Below are 20,550 nucleotides of genomic sequence, written 5' to 3' on the forward strand. Positions count from 1 at the left end.
TGTTCGTGACGCGCGGCGCGGTCGCCGTGACCGGTGGCGAAGTTCCCGACGTGGTGGAAGCCGCCGTCTGGGGTGCCGTGGAGCCGGTGCTGGCCGAGCACCCCGGACGGTTCGCCCTCGTCGACGGCGCCGCCGTCGAGCCCGCCGCGGATCGGTTCGCGATCCGCGGCGACGCCGGCTACGAGCCTCGGCCGAGCGCGGTCACCCCGGACGCCTGGAAACCCGAAGGCACCGTGCTGCTCACCGGGGCGTCCGGCGAGCTGGGGGCCGCCGTCGCGCGGCACCTCGTCGAAGACCGGGGGGTCCAGCGGCTCGTCGTGCTCGGTGCGGCCGGCCTGCCGGGCGCCGAACTCATCTCCTGCGATCCCGCGGACCGCTACGAGCTGGCGCGAGCGCTCCGGGACCTCCCGGACGTGACCACGGCCGTCCACATCGGACTCGCCGAGGGCGCGGCCGACCTGCGCGACCGCGCCGACATCGCCTTCAACCTCGCCGAGCTGGACGTCGACCTCGTGGTGCTGACCACCGCCGGCGGCGAGGGCTTGGTCGCGGCGCAGACCGCGGTGCTCGAAGCCGTCGCCCACAGTGCGCTCGCCTGCCGTCCCGGCGAGACGTTCGACCTGCTGGGGACGAGGGGCGCGCTCCGCGTCGCCGAGAACACCCCGGCGAAGGCCCGGACCCGCCGGGTCGTCGCCGCGGTCGCCGACGCGGGCAACGCGCTGCACCAGAAGCTCACCCGGCTGCCCGAGGCCGACCGGCACCGGGCCCTCCTCGAGATCGTCCGGACCGAGGCCGCGCTGGTGCTCGGCCACGCTGGGCCGGAGGCGGTCGGCGCCGACCGGGCGTTCAAGGAGCTGGGCGTCGACTCGCTGACCGCCGTCCAGCTGCGCAACGCGCTGAACACCGTGACCGGCCTGCGGCTGCCCGCGACCTCGGTCTTCGACCACCCGAACCCGGTCGCGCTCGCGAAGGCGCTGCACGCCGAGCTGTTCGGGGAAGAGGAGGAGACCACCGAGGCCGTCACCCGGGTCGACGAGCCGATCGCGATCGTCGGCATGGCCTGCCGCTACCCCGGCGGCATCGCGGACCCCGAGGACCTCTGGCGGCTGGTCGCCGAGGGCGGCGACGCGATTTCGCCGTTCCCCACCGACCGCGGCTGGGACCTCGAGGCGCTCTACGACACCGACCCCGACGCGCCGGGCACCTGCTACGCCCGCGAGGGCGGGTTCCTGCACGACGCGAGCGCGTTCGACCCGGGCTTCTTCGGGATCAGCCCGCGCGAGGCCGTCTCGATGGACCCGCAGCACCGCCTGCTGCTGGAGGTGTCCTGGGAGTCGATGGAACGCGCCGGGATCGACCCGGCCACGCTGCGCGGCAGCCGCACCGGTGTGTTCGCCGGCATCACCTACCAGGACTACGGCGGCCTCCTCGGCGCCGCGACCGACAGCTTCGAGGGCTTCCTCGGCACCGGCAACTCGCCGAGCGTGCTCTCCGGCCGCGTCGCCTACACCTTCGGCCTGGAAGGGCCCGCGGTCTCGATCGACACGGCGTGCTCGTCGTCGCTGGTCGCGATCCACTGGGCCTGCCAGGCGCTGCGGGAGAGCGACTGCACCCTCGCCCTCGCCGGCGGCGTGACCGTCATGTCCACGCCGGTCTCGCTGGTCGAGTTCAGCCGCCAGCGGGCGCTGGCCGCGGACGGGCGCAGCAAGCCCTTCTCGGCCGACGCCGACGGCGCGAGCTGGGCCGAGGGCGCCGGGATGCTCATGCTGGAACGGCTTTCCGACGCCGAGCGCAACGGCCACCGCGTGCTCGCGGTGATCAAGGGCTCCGCGATCAACTCCGACGGTGCGTCCAACGGCCTCACCGCCCCGAACGGGCCGTCGCAACAGCGGGTGATCCGGCGGGCGCTGGCCAACGCGCGGCTGACGACGTCCGATGTGGACGTCGTCGAGGCGCACGGCACCGGCACGAAGCTGGGCGACCCGATCGAAGCGCAGGCCATCATCGCCACCTACGGGCGCGAGCGGCCCGCGGACCGGCCGGTGTACCTGGGCTCGTTCAAGTCCAACGTCGGGCACGCGCAGGCGGCCTCCGGCGTCGGCGGCGTGATCAAGATGGTCCAGGCCATCCGGCACGGCCTGCTGCCGAAGACGCTGCACGCGGAGGTTCCGTCGCCGCACGTCGACTGGGAGGCGGGCGACGTCAGCCTGCTCACCGAAACCCGGCCGTGGCTCTCCGACGGCCCGCGTCGCGCGGGGGTCTCGTCGTTCGGCATGAGTGGCACGAACGCGCACGTGATCCTGGAGCAGTTCGCCGAGGAGACCCCGGAACCGGCCGCACATGCGGATTCCGCGGTGCCGTTGCTGCTGTCCGGCCGGACCGCCGACGCCGTGCAGCGTCAGGCCGAACGGCTCGCCACCACACTGTCTACAAACGACATTCACGATGTCGCGGCGTCGCTGGCCACCACGCGGTCGGCGTTCGAGCACCGGGCCGTCGTCGTCGGTGCCGACCGGGACGCGCTGCTGGCCGGCCTGGCCGATCCCGCCGTGCGCGGGGTCGCCGGGACGCCCGGCAAGACCGTGTTCGTCTTCCCCGGCCAGGGCTCGCAGTGGGTCGGCATGGCCCTCGAACTCGCCGAAGCGGCGCCGGTCTTCGCCGAGCGGCTCGCCGAGTGCGCCGCCGCGCTCGAACCCTTCGTCGACTGGAAACTGACCGACGTCCTGGGCGACGCCGAGGCCCTCCAGCGCGTCGACGTCGTCCAGCCGGCGTGCTGGGCGGTCATGGTTTCACTCGCCGCGCTGTGGGAGTCCTACGGCGTCCGGCCGGACGCCGTGATCGGGCACTCCCAGGGCGAGATCGCCGCCGCCTGCGTGTCCGGCGGACTGTCCCTCGAGGACGGTGCCCGCGTCGTCGCGCTGCGGAGCCAGGTGATCCGGACGTCGCTGGCGGGCCGGGGCGCGATGGCGTCGATCGCCCTGCCGGCCGAGGACATCGCACTGCCGCCCGGGCTGTCCCTCGCCGCGCTGAACGGGACCGCCGCGGTCACCGTCTCCGGCGACCCCGACCAGGTCGACGCGCTGGTGGCCCGCTGCACCGCCGACGGCGTCCGGGCTCGCAAGGTCCAGGTCGACTACGCGTCGCACTCCGCGCACGTCGAGGCGATCGAGGCCGAACTGCTGGAAGTGCTGGCACCGGTCTCCCCGGGAGAAGCGCGGATCCCGTTCTACTCGACCGTCACCGGCGACTGGCTCGACACCACCGAGCTGACCGCCGCGTACTGGTACCGGAACCTGCGGCAGCGCGTGCTGTTCGCGCCCGCCACCGTGGCGCTCGGCGAGCAGGGCTTCGGCGTGTTCGTCGAGTCCAGCGCGCACCCCGTGCTGGGCACCGCGATCGCCGGGACCCTCGACGACGTCGTCGTCACGGGCTCGCTGCGCCGTGACGAAGGCGGTCTCGCCCGCTTCCTGACGTCGGCCGGTGAGCTGTGGGCGCGCGGCGTAGACGTGGACTTCGCGTTGACCGGGTCCATGGTGGACCTGCCGACGTATCCGTTCCAGCGTCAGCGTTACTGGCCGACGCTGCCCGGCCCGGGTGACGTCGCCGCGGCCTCGGACGCCGCCGACGCCGGGTTCTGGTCGGCCGTCGAACGCGACGACGCCGGCGAGCTGGCGAAGACGCTCGGACTGGACGCGTCCGCCGTCGAGGGCCTGCTGCCCGCGCTCGCCGCCTACCGCAGGCAACGCCGCGAAGAGTCCACAGTGGACAACTGGCGGTACCGCGTCGGCTGGCAGCCGGTCACCGTCGACAGCTCTCCGCGTCTCGAAGGGACGTGGCTCGTCGTCCGCCGTCCGGGCGGCGACGCTCTTCCCCTGGACCGCTTCGGGGCCGAGACCGTCACCGTCGAGGTCGAATCCGGCATCGATCGCGCCACCCTGGCGGAGCGGCTCGGGGAGGTCGAACCGGCGGGGATCGTGTCGCTGCTCGGCACCGACGAGTCCTACCGCGGGCTCGTCGACACCGTCACGCTGATCCAGGCGCTCGGCGACCGCGAGATCGACGCTCCCTTGTGGACGTTCACCCGCGGCGCCGTGTCGACCGGCAAGGCCGACGCGCTCCGCAACCCGGCCCAGGCGCCGGTGTGGGGCCTCGGCCGGGTCGCCGCGCTCGAACACCCCGGCCGCTGGGGCGGTCTGCTCGACCTGCCCGCCGACCTCGACGACCGCGCGGTCGCCCGCGTGGTCGCCGCGATGGCGACGGACGAAGACCAGGTCGCCGTCCGCGCGTCCGGCGTCTTCGCCCGGAGGCTTCTGCGGTCGCCGCTCGGTTCGGCAACGCCGGACCGCGAGTGGACGCCGGACGGCACGGTGCTGGTCACCGGCGGTACCGGCGCGCTGGGTGCGAAGGTCGCCCGCTGGCTCGCCGGCCGCGGCGCCGAGCGGCTGGTGCTCACCAGCCGTCGTGGCGCGGACGCCCCGGGTGCGACCGAGCTGTGCGACGAACTCGCCGCGCTCGGCACGCACGCCACCGTCGTGGCCTGCGACGTCGGCGACCGCGACGCCGTCGCCGCGCTGCTGGCCGAGCACCCGGTGAACGCCGTCATCCACGCGGCCGGTGTCCTCGACGACGGCGTGCTGTCCGCGCTCACCCCGGACCGCCTCGCCGGCGTGCTCAAGCCCAAGGCCCTGGCCGCGTTCCACCTGCACGAGCTGACCAAGGACCTCGACCTGTCGGCGTTCGTCTCCTTCGCCTCGACGGCCGGCGTCTGGGGCGGGCCGGGCCAGGGCAACTACGCCGCCGCCAACGCCTACCTCGACGCGCTCGCCGACCACCGGCGCTCGCTCGGGCTGCCCGCGACGTCGATCTCGTGGGGTCCGTGGGCCGACACCGGCATGGCCGACGCCACCGCCGTCGCCGAACGGCAGCGCCTGGGCGGCATCCACGCGCTCGACCCGGAGCTGGCGATCTCGGCGCTGCAGCAGGCCCTCGACCACGGCGAGACGACGCTCACCGTCGCGGGTGTCGACTGGGCGCGGTACGTGCCGTCGTTCACCGCGGTCCGGCCGAGCCCGCTGCTGCTCGGCATCCCCGAGGCCCGCGCGGCGATCGAGACCGCGGGGGAGACCACCCCGGCCGGCGGGCTGAGCGAACGCGACGTGCTCGAGTTCGTCCGCACCCAGGTCGCCGGCGTCCTCGGGTACGGCGGGCCGGGCGAGGTCGAGCCGAACCGGGCGTTCACCGACCTCGGGTTCGACTCGCTCACCGCGGTCGACCTCCGCAACCGCCTGTCCGCGGCCACCGGGCTCAAGCTGCCCGCGACGCTGATCTTCGACTACCCGACGACGACCGCCCTGGTCACGCACCTCAAGGGCGAGCTGGGCGAACCGGCCGAGACGACGTCCACAGTGGACGTCACGCCGAAGGCCGTCGAAGACGACCCGATCGCCATCGTCTCGATGGCCTGCCGCTTCCCCGGCGGCGTGCGCTCGCCGGAGGACCTGTGGGCGCTGCTCTCCGGCGGCGCCGACGCGATCACCGACTTCCCCGACGACCGCGGCTGGGACCTCGACGCGCTCTACGACCCGGACCCCGACCACCAGGGCACGTCCTACACCCGCCGCGGCGGGTTCCTCGACGGCGCCAGCCGGTTCGACGCCGCGTTCTTCGGCATCAACCCGCGCGAAGCCCTGGCCATGGACCCGCAGCAGCGCCTGCTGCTCGAAACGGCCTGGGAGGCCATCGAACGCGCCGGGATCGACGCGGCGTCGCTGCGCGGCGGCCCGGTCGGCGTGTTCGCCGGCTCCAACGGGCAGGACTACACCCCGCTCCTCGCGCTCGGCGACGACGAAGGCGTCGAGGGCTACACCATGACGGGCAACGCGGGATCCGTGGTGTCCGGCCGCATCTCCTACGCGCTCGGCCTCGAAGGCCCGGCCGTCACGGTCGACACGGCGTGCTCGTCCTCGCTGGTCGCGGTGCACCTGGCCGCGCGGGCGCTGCGGTCGGGGGAGTGCTCCCTCGCACTGGCGGGCGGCGTCACGATCATGTCGACGCCGTCCGGGTTCATCCAGTTCAGCCGCCAGCGCGGCCTCGCGCTCGACGGCCGCTGCAAGGCGTTCTCCGACGACGCCGACGGCACCGGCTGGGGCGAGGGCGCCGGCATGGTGCTTCTCGAGCGGCTGTCCGACGCGCGCCGCAACGGGCACCCGGTGCTCGCGCTGGTCCGCGGCAGCGCGGTCAACCAGGACGGCGCGTCGAACGGCCTCACCGCCCCGAACGGACCGTCGCAGCAGCGGGTCATCCGCGCGGCGCTGGCCGACGCCGGGCTCCGTGCGTCCGAAGTGGACGCCGTCGAGGCGCACGGCACGGGCACCGTGCTCGGCGACCCGATCGAGGCGCAGGCCGTCCTCGCCACCTACGGGCAGGACCGCGACCGGCCGCTGTGGCTCGGCTCGGTCAAGTCCAACCTCGGGCACACGCAGGCCGCCGCCGGCGCGGCCGGGATCATGAAGATGGTCCTGTCACTGGGACACGACCTGCTGCCGAAGACGCTGCACGCCGACGTCCCGTCGTCCCATGTGGACTGGACCGCGGGCGACGTGCGGCTGCTGTCCGACGCCGTCGAGTGGCCGCCCGACGGGCACCCGCGCCGCGCCGGGATCTCGTCGTTCGGCGTGAGCGGGACCAACGCGCACGTGATCGTCGAGCAGGCCCCCGAAGAACCCGCTCCGGCCGAACCGACGTGGTCCGGTCCGGTGCCGTGGGTCCTTTCGGGACGGTCCGAGGCGGCGCTGCGGGCCCAGGCCGCGCAGCTGGCCGACCACCTCACCGGCGAGCGCCCGGCCGACGTCGGCTGGTCCCTCGCAACCGGCCGGACCGCGTTCGAGCACCGCGCGGTCGTGGTCGGCAGCGAATCCGGGGAACTGCTGCGGGGTCTGCGCGACCTCGCCGACGGACCCCTGCCCGGCCCGGCGAGTGAGGGCCGGATCGGGTTCCTCTTCACCGGGCAGGGCGCACAGCGGCTCGGCATGGGCCGCGAGCTGTACGAGGCGTACCCGGTGTACGCCGAGGCGTTCGACGCGGTGTGCGCGCACTTCGACACCGAGCTGGACCGGCCGCTGGCCGACGTCGTCTTCGGCGACGAGGACCTGCTGAACGAGACCGGCTACACCCAACCGGCGCTGTTCGCGGTCGAGGTGGCGCTGTTCCGCCTGCTGGAGTCGTGGGGCGTGCGGCCGGAGTACCTGGCCGGGCACTCGATCGGCGAACTGGCGGCCGCGCACGTCGCCGGGGTGTTCTCCCTCGCCGACGCGTGCCGCCTGGTCGCCGCGCGCGGCCGCCTGATGCAGGCTCTCCCCCGGGATGGCGGGATGCTGGCGGTGTCCGCCACCGAGGACGAGGTCACGCCGCTGCTCACGGACAGGGTGAGCATCGCCGCGATCAACGGGCCGACGTCCGTCGTGGTCTCCGGCGACGACCTCGACGGGATCGAGCAGCACTTCACCGCGCTGGGCCGCAAGACCAAGCGGCTCACGGTCTCGCACGCGTTCCACTCGCCACTGATGGACCCGATGCTGGCCGAATTCGCGACGGTGGCCGAGCGGATCACCTATGCCGAACCGAGCGTGCCGATCGTGTCCACGGTGACCGGTGCGGTCGCGTCCGCGCTGACGTCGGAGTACTGGGTCGGCCAGGTGCGCGCGGCCGTGCGGTTCGCCGACGCCCTCACGACCCTGCGGGGTCTGGGCGTCAACCGGTTCGTCGAGATCGGGCCGGATGCCGTTCTCACGCCGATGGTCGACGCGGCCGTCGCGATCCCGACCCTGCGCAAGGGCCGCGACGAGCGGGTCAGCGTGCTGGCCGCCGTCGGCGAGCTGCACGTCCACGGGCAGAGTCCCGAGTGGACGGCCGTGTTCGCCGGAACGGACGCGCGCCGGGTCGACTTGCCGACGTACGCGTTCCAGTACCAGCGCTTCTGGCCGCACCTGTCCGGCATGCCGCTCGGCGACGTCACCGCCGCCGGCCTCACCGCGGTCGACCACCCCCTGCTCGGCGCGTCGGTCTCCGTGGCCGGCTCCGATGAGCTGCTCTTCACCAGCAGGCTCGCGCTGTCCACGCACCCGTGGCTGGCCGGGCACGAGGTCATGGGCCAGGTCCTCCTGCCGGGCACCGCGTTCCTGGAGCTGGCCGTCCGCGCCGCGGACCAGGCCGGCTGCGCCCGCGTGGAGGAGCTGACGCTGGCCGCACCGCTGGTGCTGCCCGAGCGCGGCGGCGTCCAGCTGCAGTGCTCGGTCGGCGCACCCGGCGACGACGGGACGCGCACCTTCAGCGCGTACTCGCGGATCGAAGGCACCGAGGACTGGGTCCAGCACGCCACCGGCTTGCTCGCCGTCAGAGCCGGGGATCCCGGCGAACCGCTGGCCGAGTGGCCGCCCGCGCAGGCGGAACCTCTTGCCGTGGAAGACTTCTACGAAACGTACGCGGCGGGCGGGTTCGCCTACGGGGACGCCTTCCGCGGCCTGACCGCCGCCTGGCGCCACGGTGACGACGTGTTCGCCGAGATCGCGCTGCCGGAAGCGGCTCGCGACGACGCGCGCCGCTTCGGCCTGCACCCGGCCCTGCTCGACGCGGCCCTGCAGGCGCTGCTCTACCTGCCCCTGGCCGGGTCCGGGCAGAGCAGGCTCCCGTTCTCCTGGTCGGGAGTCACCCTGCACGCGTCCGGCGCCGACGCCCTGCGCGTCAAGCTCAGCCTGGCCGGGGCGGACGCACTGGCGCTGACCATCGCCGATCCGTCGGGCCACCCGGTCGCGACGGTGGACTCCCTCGCGATGCGCCAGGTTTCCTCGGAGATGCTGACCGAGCCGAGCCGGCTGCGCGACTCGCTGTTCCAAGTGGACTGGATCCCGCTGGACCCCGGGTCCGAACCGGACACCGGAACGTGGGCCGTCCTCGGCCCGGACCAGCACAAGCTCGGCGTCCAGCTCGGCACGTCCGGCCCCTTGAAGTCCTATGTGGACATCGACGCACTGCTCGCCGAGGGCGGCACGCCACCCGAGGTCGTCTTCGCGCCGCTCGTGCCGGGCCGCGCGACGGACTTGCCCGGCGAGGTGCGGGCGGCCACCGGATCGGCGCTGGCCATCGTGCAGCGCTGGCTGGCCGAAGAAGCCCTGGAGGGCGCGAAGCTGGTGTTCGTCACCTCCGGCGCGGTGGCGCACCGCGGCGAGGTGACCGACCTGGCCAACGCCGCCGTCTGGGGCCTGGTCCGCTCGGCCCAGGCCGAGAACCCGGACCGGTTCCTGCTGGTGGACGTCGACGGGGAGGAAGCGTCCTACGGCGCGGTCCCGGCCGCGCTCGCCACCGGAGAACCGCAACTGTCCCTTCGCGACGGTGAACCGCACGCGGCCCGGCTGGTCCGCGCCGAAACGGCCGGTGGCGTGCTCAGCGCCCCGAAGGACGGGCACTGGCGGCTCGACATCGTCGACAAGGGCACCCTGGAGAACCTCACCCTGCTGCCGTGCCCCGAGGTCGCGGGGCCGCTGCCGGACGGCCACGTGCGGATCGCCGTCCGCGCGGCGGGCGTCAACTTCCGCGACGTCCTCAACGCCCTCGGCATGTACCCCGGCGAGGCCGGGGCGATGGGCCTGGAAGGCGCCGGCGTCGTCACCGAGGTCGGCCCGGATGTCACCGGGCTCGCCGTCGGCGACCGGGTACTCGGCATGTTCCCCGGCGCGTTCGGGCCCCTCGCCGTCGCCGACCAGCGGCTCGTCGCCCGCGTCCCGGACGGCTGGTCGTTCGCCGAAGCGGCGTCGGTGCCGATCGTGTTCCTCACCGCCTACTACGCGCTGGTCGACCTCGGCGGTGTCCGGCCGGGGGAGACCGTGCTGGTCCACGCGGCCGCGGGCGGCGTCGGCATGGCCGCCGTCCAGCTCGCGAAGCACCTCGGCGCCGACGTGTTCGGCACCGCGGGTGCCGGCAAATGGGACGCGCTGCGTGAGCACGGCCTCGCCGACGACCGAATCGCGTCCTCGCGGACCCTCGACTTCGAGGACCGGTTCCTCGCGGCGACCGAAGGCCGCGGCGTCGACGTCGTGCTGGATTCGCTGGCCGGGGACTTCGTCGACGCGTCGCTGCGGCTCCTGCCACGCGGCGGCCGGTTCCTGGAGATGGGCAAGACCGACGTCCGGGTCCCCGCCGAGGTCGCCGCGGCTCACCCGGGTGTCGCGTACCAGGCGTTCGACCTCATCGAGGCCGGTCCCGACCGGATCGCCGAGATGCTGCGGGAGGTCCTCGACCTGCTCGGCCGCGGCGTGCTGCGGCCGATCCCGGTCACCGCGTGGGACGTCCACCGCGCGCCCGCGGCGTTCAAGCACCTCCAGCAGGCCAAGCACGTCGGCAAGGTCGTGCTGACCGTGCCCGCGCCGCTCGACCCCGAGGGCACGGTCCTGATCACCGGCGGCACCGGTGGCCTGGGCGGGCTGCTGGCCCGGCACCTGGTCACCGAGCACGGCGCCCGGCACCTGCTGCTCACCAGCCGTCGCGGCCTCGCCGCCGACGGGGCCGCCGAGCTGCGGGACGAGCTGACCGGGCTGGGCGCGACCGTCACGGTGGCGGCCTGCGACGCGGCCGACCGCGACGCGCTGGCCGCGTTGCTCGACGGCATCCCCGCCGACCACCCGCTGCGGGCGGTCATGCACACCGCCGGGGTGCTCGACGACGGCGTCGTCGGCTCGCTGGACGCCGCCCGCCTCGACAAGGTGCTGCGGCCCAAGGTCGACGCCGCGGTGCACCTCGACGAGCTGACCCGGCACGCCGACCTCACCGCGTTCGTGCTGTTCTCCGGGGCCGCCGGCCTGTTCGGCGGCGCGGGACAGGCGAACTACGCGGCCGCAAACGCTTTCGTGGACGCCTTCGCCACCCACCGGCACGCCCTCGGGCTGCCCGCGGTGGCCCTGGCGTGGGGCCCGTGGTCGGCCGCCGTCGGCATGACCAGCGGGCTGACCGAGACGGATCTCGGCCGGATGGCCCGCGCCGGGCTGCTGCCGCTGTCGGCCGAGCTCGGCCTCGCCCTGCTCGACGCGGGCGTGGCCGCCGGCGAGGCGGCGGTGGTGCCGATGCGGGTCGACACGGCCGCGCTGGCGTCGTCGGGCGCGGTGGCCCCGCTGTTCCGGGGGCTCGTCAGCGCCCCGGCGCGGCGCGCGGTCGCGGCCGCGGCGAAGGCCGAGCCGGCCGGCCTGGCCGAGCGGCTGGCCGCGACGCCGGTCGCCGACCGCGAGGACCTCGTGGTGGAGCTGGTGACCGGCCAGGTCGCCGCCGTGCTCGGGCACGCGTCCACAGTGGACATCGACGCCGGCAAGGCGTTCAGCGAGCTGGGCTTCGACTCGCTCACCGCGGTCGAGCTGCGCAACCGGCTCGGCGCGGTCGCCGGGAAGCGGCTGCCCGCGACCCTGGTGTTCGACTACCCGACCGTCGCCGAGCTGGCGGGCTACCTGCTCGAAGCCATCGCGCCGCCGGCGCCGAGCGCGAACGGCCTGGTCGACGACCTGCGCGGTTCCCTCGCGTCGCTGCCCGAGGGCTACGAGGGCCACGAGGAGATCACCGAGCGGCTGCGGAGCCTGCTCGCGTGGTGGACCGGCACCACCCCCGAAGAACCACAGCCGGACGACGTCGCGGCCGCGTCCGCCGACGAGCTGTTCGACCTGATCGACAAGGAGTTCGGGGCGTGACCTCCGACAACGAGAAGAAGCTGCTCGACTACCTCAAGAAGGTCACCACCGACCTGAGGGCGGCGAACCAGCGGGTGCGCGAGGTCGAGGACCGGGAGGCCGAGCCGGTCGCGGTGATCGGCCTGGGCTGCCGGTTCCCCGGTGGCGTGCGCACCCCCGAACAGCTGTGGCAGCTGCTGGCCGCGGGCGGTGATGGCATGTCCGGCTTCCCGACCGATCGCGGCTGGCCCGCGGCGCTGTACTCCGGCGACGCCGGGCAGGCGGGCACCAGCTACGTCCGCGAGGGCGGGTTCGTCTACGACGCGGCGGAGTTCGACCCCGGCTTCTTCGGGATGAGCCCCCGCGAGGCGCTGGCCACCGACCCGCAGCAGCGGCTGCTGCTCGAAACGGCGTGGGAGACCATCGAACGCGCCGGGATCGACCCGCTGTCGTTGCGCGGCACGAAAGCGGGTGTCTTCGTCGGCGGCACGTCGACCGGCTACGGCTCCGGCCTGACCGCGCTGCCCGACGGCGTCGAAGGGCACCTGCTCACCGGCAACTCGACCGCGGTGATCTCCGGCCGGGTCGCCTACCAGCTCGGGCTCAAGGGCCCGGCCGTCACGGTGGACACCGCGTGCTCGTCGTCGCTGGTCGCGCTGCACTGGGCCGTCCAGGCGCTGCGGCGCGGCGAGTGCTCGCTCGCGCTCGTCGGCGGCGTGACCGTCATGTCGACGCCCGGCATGTTCCTCGAGTTCAGCCGCCAGCGCGGGCTCGCGCCCGACGGGCGGTGCAAGCCCTTCGCGGCCGCGGCCGACGGCACCGGCTGGTCCGAAGGCGTCGGGCTCGTCCTGGTCGAGAAGCTGTCCGACGCTCTGGCCAACGGGCATCCGGTGCTGGCCGTGGTCCGCGGCTCGGCGGTCAACTCCGACGGCGCGTCCAACGGCCTCACCGCCCCCAACGGCCCGGCGCAGCAGCAGGCCATCCGGGCCGCGCTGGCGAGCGCGGGGCTCGAACCGTCCGAAGTGGACGCCGTCGAGGCGCACGGCACGGGCACCACCCTCGGCGACCCGATCGAGGCGCACGCGCTGCTGGCGACCTACGGCCAGGACCGCGACCGGCCGCTCCGGCTGGGCTCGGTGAAGTCGAACATCGGCCACACCCAGGCCGCCGCGGGCGTGGCCGGGGTGATCAAGGTGGTCCTCGCCATGCGGCACGAGCTGCTGCCACGCACGGTGCACGTCGACTCGCCGTCGCCCCACATCGACTGGGCGGCCGGTGCCGTCGAACTGCTCACCGAAAACGTCGCGTGGCCGGCCGGGGAAACCCCGCGCCGCGCCGGGGTCTCGTCGTTCGGGATCAGCGGGACCAACGCGCACGTGATCCTGGAGAGCTACGACCAGGTGACCGAACCGGCGGCCACGACCGGCGGACTGGTCCCGCTCGCGCTGTCGGCGCGGTCCCGCGAGGCCTTGCTGGAGCAGGCTGCCCGGCTGCGTGACCACCTGGCGGCGGGCCTGCCGCTCGCCGACACCGCGTGGTCGCTGGCCACCGGGCGGTCGGCGTTCGAACACCGGGCGGTCGTGCTGGCCGCCGACGCCGAGGCGGCGGCGACGGCCTTGGACGCGCTGGCCGCGGACGTGCCCGCCGCGTCCCTTGTGGACGGCGTGGCGGGCAAGCCCGGCAAGCTCGCGTTCCTGTTCTCCGGCCAGGGATCCCAGCGGATCGGCATGGGGGCCGGGCTGCGCCGCGAGTTTCCCGTGTTCGCGTCGGCGTTCGACGTGGTGTGCGCGGAGTTCGACTTTCCCCTGGCCGAAGCGATCTCAGGCGAGTCCCTGGACGACACCGGCTACACGCAGCCCGCGCTGTTCGCCGTCGAGGTGGCGTTGTTCCGGCTGCTGGAGTCCTGGGGCGTGCGGCCGGACTTCCTGGCCGGGCACTCCATCGGCGAGCTGGCCGCGGCGCACGTCGCCGGGATCCTCTCGCTGGCTGATGCCTGCAAGCTGGTCGCCGCGCGCGCCCGGCTGATGCAAGCTCTCCCGGCCGGTGGGGCGATGGTCGCCGTGCAGGCGACCGAAGCCGAGGTCGCCCCGCTGCTGGGCGAGCGGGTGAACCTGGCCGCGGTCAACGCGCCCGGCGCCGTCGTGCTGTCCGGCGATGAGGACGCGGTGCTCGCGGCCGCGGCCGAACTGGCTGCCCGCGGGCGCAAGACCAAGCGGCTCGCCGTGTCGCACGCCTTCCACTCGGTGCTGATGGACCCGATGCTGGCCGAGTTCCGCCAGGTGGTGTCCGGGTTGACGTTCTCGGCGCCGAAGATCCCGATCGTCACCGGCGACGCAGCCGACCTGACCGACCCGGAGTACTGGGTGCGGCACGTGCGCGAGCCGGTCCGGTTCGCCGACCGCATGGCGGCCCTGGAAGCCCGGGGTGCCGCGCGGTTCGTCGAGGTCGGCCCGGACGGGACCCTCGCCGGGATGTCGGGCGTGCCGGTCGTGGCGACGCTGCGCTCCGGGCGCGATGAGCGGGAGTCGGTCCTGGCCGCGCTGGCCGAGCTGTACGTGCGGGGCGGAACGCCCGCCTGGACCGCGTTGCTCGACGGCGCCCGCCGCGTCGACCTGCCGACGTACGCCTTCCAGCGCGAGCGGTTCTGGCTCACCTCGCCGGAGTCCGCCGAGGTCGTGGACACCGGCGCGGAGCAGTTCTGGTCGGCGGTCGAGCGCGAAGACCTCGCCGCCTTGACCAGTGCGCTCGACGTGCCTTCGGAGACACCGCTGAGTGACGTCGTCCCCGCGCTGGCCGCCTGGCGTCGCCGTCACCACGAAGAGTCCACAGTAGACGGCTGGCGCTACCGGATCGGCTGGCGGCCGGTCACCGGGACGAGCGCGACCCGATTGTCCGGCCGCTGGCTCGTGGTGGGCGAAGGTGCCGACGATGTGGTCGAGGGTTTGCGCGACAAGGGTGCGGACGTGCTGCAAGTCCCGTCCGTCGCCGCGCTGCCGGACGACGAGCCCGCCGGAATCCTTTCGCTGCTGCTGCCCGTGAACGCGACCCTGGAACTGGTGCAAGCCCTCGGCGCGCTCGGCTGGTCCGCGCCGCTGTGGTGCGCGACCCGCGGCGCGGTCTCCACCGGCCGATCCGACCCCCTCGAACACCCCGAACAGGCGCAGGTGTGGGGCCTCGGCCGATCCGCCGCGGTCGAACACCCCCGCCGCTGGGGCGGCCTGATCGACCTGCCGGAACAGCTCGACGAACGCGGCGTCGACCGGCTGTGCGGAGTGCTCGCCGACGGTGCCGAGGACGAGGTCGCCATCCGGCCGTCCGGGGTCTTCGCCCGGCGGCTCGTGCGGGCGCCGCTGGCCGCCGATTGTCCTCCGTGGACGGTCACGGGGACGGTGCTGATCACCGGCGGCACCGGCGCGCTCGGCGGCCACCTCGCGCGCTGGGCGGTCGAGCGTGGCGCGTCACGCGTCGTGCTGGCCGGCCGTCGCGGCCCGGCGGCGGCCGAACCGGCCATGCCCGAGGTCACGGTCGTGGCCTGCGACTGCACCGACCGGGACGCGGTCACCGCACTCGTGGACTCCCTGCCGGACCTGACCGCCGTGGTCCACGCGGCGGGCGTGCTCGACGACGGCGTGCTCGACGGGCTCACCCCCGAAAAACTCGACCGCGTGCTGCGCGCCAAGGCGACCTCCGCCCGGGTGCTGCACGAGGCCACCGCGGAGCGGGACCTTTCGGCGTTCGTGCTGTTCTCGTCGCTGGCCGGCACCGTCGGCTCGGCCGGGCAGGGCAACTACGCCGCCGCCAACGCCTACCTCGACGCGCTCGCCGCGTACCGCCGGGCCCGCGGGCTTCCGGCGACCTCGCTGGCCTGGGGCCCGTGGGCCGACGCCGGAATGGCCGCGGACGAAGGGGTCCGCGACCGGCTGCGGCGCGGCGGTCTCACGCCCCTGAACCCCGAACTCGCTCTGTCCGCATTGGACCGTGCACTGGGCGCCGGCGACGTCGCGGTCGCGCTCGCCGACGTCGCCTGGCCGGTCTACGGTCCCGCGCTCACCGCCGTGCGGGCGAGCCGGCTGCTGACCGAGCTTCCCGAGGCGGCCGGTGCTCCGGTGGCAGAGCTGTCCGATGTGGACATGCTGACGCTGGTGCGGCGCCAGGTCGCCGCGGTGCTCGGCTACACCGAGGAGGTCGCCGCGGACAAGTCGTTCAAGGATCTCGGGTTCGACTCGCTGACCGCCGTCGAACTCCGCAACCGGCTCGGCGCGGCCACCGGCGCGGACCTGCCCGCCACGCTGATCTACGACTACCCGACGGCCGCCGACCTGGCCGCGCACCTCGCGGGTACGACGGACGAAGCGCCGGTCGTCGAGCGCGCGGCGGCGTCCACCGAGGACCCGATCGTCGTGGTGGCGATGGGCTGCCGGTTCCCCGGCGGCGTGCGGTCCCCGGAGGACCTGTGGGAGCTGCTGGTCTCCGGCGGTGACGCCGTTTCGGGCTTCCCCGCCGACCGGCACTGGGACGTCGCGGGTCTCGCGGCGGCCGGGGTCGTCACGGGCGCGGGTGCGTTCGTCGACGGCGTCACGGAGTTCGACCCGGCCTTCTTCGGCATCTCGCCGCGGGAGGCACTGGCGATGGACCCGCAGCAGCGGCTCGTCCTGGAAACCGCCTGGGAGACCCTGGAACGCGCGGGCGTCGACCCGGCCGGCGGCCCGGACGTCGGTGTGTTCCTCGGCACCAACGGGCAGGACTACCCGGCCGTGCTCGCGGGTTCCGGCGAGGACTTCGGCGGGTTCGTCGGCACCGGGAACGCGGCTTCGGTCGTCTCGGGCCGGGTGTCGTACGTGCTGGGTCTCGGCGGCCCGGCGGTCACCGTGGACACGGCGTGCTCGGCTTCGCTGGTCGCGCTGCACCTGGCCGCGCAGTCGGTGCGCTCGGGCGAGTGCGCGATGGCGCTGGCCGGCGGCGTGACGGTGATGGCGACGCCCGGCGCGTTCGTCGAGTTCTCGCGGCAAGGCGGGCTCGCGGCGGACGGCCGGTGCAAGGCCTTCGCCGACGAGGCCGACGGCACGGGCTGGGGCGAAGGCGCCGGCGTCGTGCTGGTCGAACGGCTGTCGGACGCGCGGCGGCTCGGGCACCCGGTGCTCGCCGTGCTGCGCGGTTCGGCGATGAACCAGGACGGCGCGTCCAACGGCCTCACCGCCCCGAACGGGCCCTCGCAGCAGCGGGTGATCCGGGCGGCGCTGGCGAACGCGGGCCTGGCACCGTCCGATGTGGACGCCGTCGAGGCGCACGGGACCGGTACCGCGCTGGGTGACCCGATCGAGGCGCAGGCGCTGCTGGCGACCTACGGCCGGGACCGCGAGCAGCCGTTGTGGCTGGGTTCGCTGAAGTCCAACATCGGGCACACGCAGGCCGCGGCCGGGATCGCCGGCGTCATCAAGATGGTCCTCGCGCTGGCGCACGGCGTGCTGCCGAAGACGCTGCACGCGGACCGGCCGTCGCGGCACGTCGACTGGGACAGCGGCGCGGTGGCGCTGCTGACCTCGGCCACTCCTTGGCCGCGTTCGGATCGGCCGCGCCGGGCGGGGGTGTCGTCGTTCGGGTTCAGCGGGACGAACGCGCACGTCATCGTCGAGGAGCCGCCCGCCCGCGAAGCGGCGGACGCTCCGGGGCCGGATGTCGTCTGGCCGCTTTCGGGCCGGTCGGCGGCGGTGCTGCGCGCGCAGGCCGCGCGTCTCCTGGAGTTCGTCTCCGCATCGGAGGTCGACCTGGCCGACGTCGGCCGGTCGCTGGCGGCCCGGGCGGTGTTCGACCACCGGGCGGTCGTGACGGGCGACCTGCTCGCCGGGCTGGCCGCGGTCGCCTCGGGCACGAAGCACCCCGGCGTCGTCACCGGGCAGGCCGGCGACGGGGCGACCGGCCTGCTGTTCGCCGGTCAGGGGTCGCAGCGCGCCGGGATGGGGGCCGAGCTGTACGCGCGGTTCCCGGTCTTCGCGGACGCGTTCGACGCGGTGTGCGCGGTGGTGGACTTCGCGCTGGACCGGCCGCTGCGGGACGTCGTGTTCGGTGACGCCGCGCCGCTGGACGAGACCGGCTACACGCAGCCGGCGCTGTTCGCCCTCGAGGTCGCGCTGTTCCGCTTGCTCGAGTCGTGGGGCGTGCGTCCGGAGTACCTGGCCGGGCACTCGATCGGCGAGCTGGCGGCGGCGCACGTCGCCGCGGTGTTCTCCCTGGAGGACGCGGGCAAGCTGGTCGCGGCGCGGGCGAGCCTCATGCAGGCCCTGCCCGGTGGCGGCGCGATGCTCGCCGTGCAGGCCGCCGAACAGGACGTTCTCGAGGTCGCGGCGGGGCGGGCGGACCTGGCGGCGGTGAACGGGCCGCTGGCCACGGTGCTGTCCGGGGACGCGGACGTGGTGGCCGAGATCGCCGCCGAGCTGACCGCGCGCGGCGTGAAGTCTAGGGTTTTGCGGGTCTCGCATGCGTTTCACTCGGCTCATATGGACGCGATGCTGGAGGAGTTCGCCGAGGTGGCGCGGGGGATCGGGTACGCCGAGCCGCGCATCCCCGTCGTGTCCACGGTGACTCCCGACGCCGACTTCACGGATCCGGAGTACTGGGTCCGGCAGGTGCGCGAGCCGGTGCGGTTCGCCGACGCCGTGTCGAGGCTGCGGGAGGCCGGGGTGACGCGGCTGGTCGAGCTGGGCCCGGACGGGACGCTTTCGGCACTGGCCGAGGGCTCGGTGCCGACGCTGCGCAGGGACCGCCCGGAGGTTTCGACGGCGCTGTCGGCGCTGGCTTCGCTGCACGTCAGCGGCCAGACCGTGGACTGGACGCCGTTTTCCCCGGGTGCGCGGCACATCGCGCTGCCGACGTACCCGTTCGAGCGTCAGGTGTTCTGGCCGGAGCCGCTGGTGCCGGTGGCGTCGCCGGTCGACAGCAAGCAGTACCGAGTGTCGTGGCGCCCGATCCCGGACCGGCGGGCGGGGTTGTCCGGCCGCTGGCTCGTGGTGCTGCCGGCGGGGTACGAGAACGAGCCGCTGGTCAAGGCGGTGCTCCCGGCGTTGGTGGAGGCCGGGGCCGAGCCGGTGCCGGTGACGCTGGGCGACCCGGATCTCGACCGCGACTCGCTGGCGGGGCGGTTGCTCGGCCTCGCCGCCGCGGGGGCCGAGCCCGGCGAGGTCACCGGTGTCCTCTCGCTGCTCGGCCTGGCCGTCCAGGCCACCCCGGGCCGGCCGTCCGTCCCCCTCGGCCTCGCGCTGAGCACCACCCTCCTGCAAGCCCTCGGCGACGCGGGCCTCGACGCGCCGCTCTGGTCGGTCACCACCGGAGCCGTCGCCGTCGGGACCGAAACCCTCGCGCAGCCGCTGGCCGCCGGGGTCTGGGGGCTCGGGCGGACCGCCGCGCTGGAACACCCCGACCGCTGGGGTGGCCTGGCCGATCTGCCCGCCGAACCCGGCGAACCCGAGCTGACCCGGCTCGTCGCCGCCCTCGCCGGCACCGACGGTGAAGACCAGCTCGCCATACGCCCCTCCGGCACCTTCGCGCGGCGGCTCGTGCGCGCCCCGGTCGAGGCGCCCGCCGAACCCTGGGCCCCGACCGGCCCGGTTCTCGTCACCGGCGGCACCGGTGCGCTGGGCGCCGAGGTCGCCCGGTGGCTGGCGCGCACCGGTGCGCCGCACGTCGTGCTCGCCGGACGGCGTGGTCCCGCCGCGCCCGGGGCCGCCGAGCTGGAAGCCGAACTCAGCGCCCTCGGTACCAAGGTGACCATCGCCGCGTGCGACTTCGCCGATCGCGATGCCGCCGCCGCACTCCTCGACTCGCTGCCCGGCCTCGACGCCGTCGTGCACGCCGCCGGTGTCCTCGACGACGGTGTCCTGGGCTCCCTGACGCCGCACCGGCTCGCGACCGTCCTCCAGGCCAAAGTGGACTCCGCGCTCAACCTCCACGAGCTGACGCGCACCCGCGACCTCTCGGCGTTCGTGTTGTTCTCTTCCCTCGCCGCCACCCTCGGTGCGGCCGGGCAGGGCAGCTACGTCGCGGCCAACGCCGTCCTGGACGCGCTCGCCGAGCACCGGGCCGGTCTCGGCCTGCCCGCCACCTCGATCGCCTGGGGCCCCTGGGCCGGCTCGGGCATGGCCGACGGCCACAGTGCCCGCGCCGAACGCGGCGGGATCCGTCCGCTGGCCGCGGACCTGGCCACCGCGGCCCTGCACCGGGCGATCGGCGGCGCGCCCGCCATCGCCGTGGCGGACGTCGACTGGGCGGTGTTCGCCACAAGCGTCCGCGGCGGCCGGCTCCTCGACGACCTGCCCGAGGCGCGGCGGGCGCTCACCACGGTGGAGACGCCGGACATCCGCGCGAAGCTGGACGCGCTGACCGGGCCCGAGCGGGAGCGTGCGCTGCTCGACCTGGTGCGCGCCGAGGTCGCCGCCGTGCTCGGCTACGCCGGCCCGTCCACAGTGGATCCCGGCCTCGCGTTCAAGGAGCTCGGCCTCGACTCGCTCACCGCGGTCGAGCTGCGCAACGGGCTCGCCGCCGTGACGGGGCTGCCCCTGCCCGCGACGCTCGGGTTCGACTACGCGAACCCGGCGGCGCTGGCGCGGTACCTCGGCCGCGAACTCGGTCCGGCCGACCCGGCCGCGGCGGCCGAGGCCGAGCTGGACCGGATCGAAGCGGCCTTCGCCGGGCTGACCGCCGAGCAGCTCGCCGGCACCCGGATCAGCACCCGGCTGCAGGCGCTGCTGAGCCGGCTGGGCACGGGCCCGGCGGACAACGCGCGGCAGAAGCTCGAGACGGCCAGCGAAACCGAGATCTTCGACTTCATCGACAACGAGCTGGGACTCGCGTGACG

2 protein-coding genes (1 of these 2 cut by a window edge) are annotated in these 20,550 nt (G+C 74.6%); both read left to right on the forward strand.

Features of this window, described 5'->3' with window-relative positions:
- Positions 1 to 11,723, forward strand: partial view of a type I polyketide synthase gene (locus AA23TX_RS50310; RefSeq protein WP_439328794.1) — the 3' end only. It extends 12,526 nt beyond the left edge of the window; the window shows 11,723 of its 24,249 coding nt (coding positions 12,527-24,249); the start codon falls outside the window, past its left edge; the stop codon is at positions 11,721 to 11,723.
- Positions 11,720 to 20,548 carry a type I polyketide synthase gene (locus AA23TX_RS28515; protein WP_230862744.1) on the forward strand — a complete coding sequence of 2,943 codons (8,829 nt, stop codon included), beginning with the start codon at positions 11,720 to 11,722 and terminating at the stop codon, positions 20,546 to 20,548. Before AA23TX_RS50310 ends, AA23TX_RS28515 begins: the two co-directional genes overlap by 4 nt.
- The last annotated feature ends 2 nt before the right edge of the window (positions 20,549 to 20,550 follow it).

Origin of the sequence: Amycolatopsis camponoti (assembly GCF_902497555.1) — a bacterium.
In the GTDB taxonomy this organism is placed as follows: Bacteria; Actinomycetota; Actinomycetes; order Mycobacteriales; family Pseudonocardiaceae; genus Amycolatopsis; species Amycolatopsis camponoti.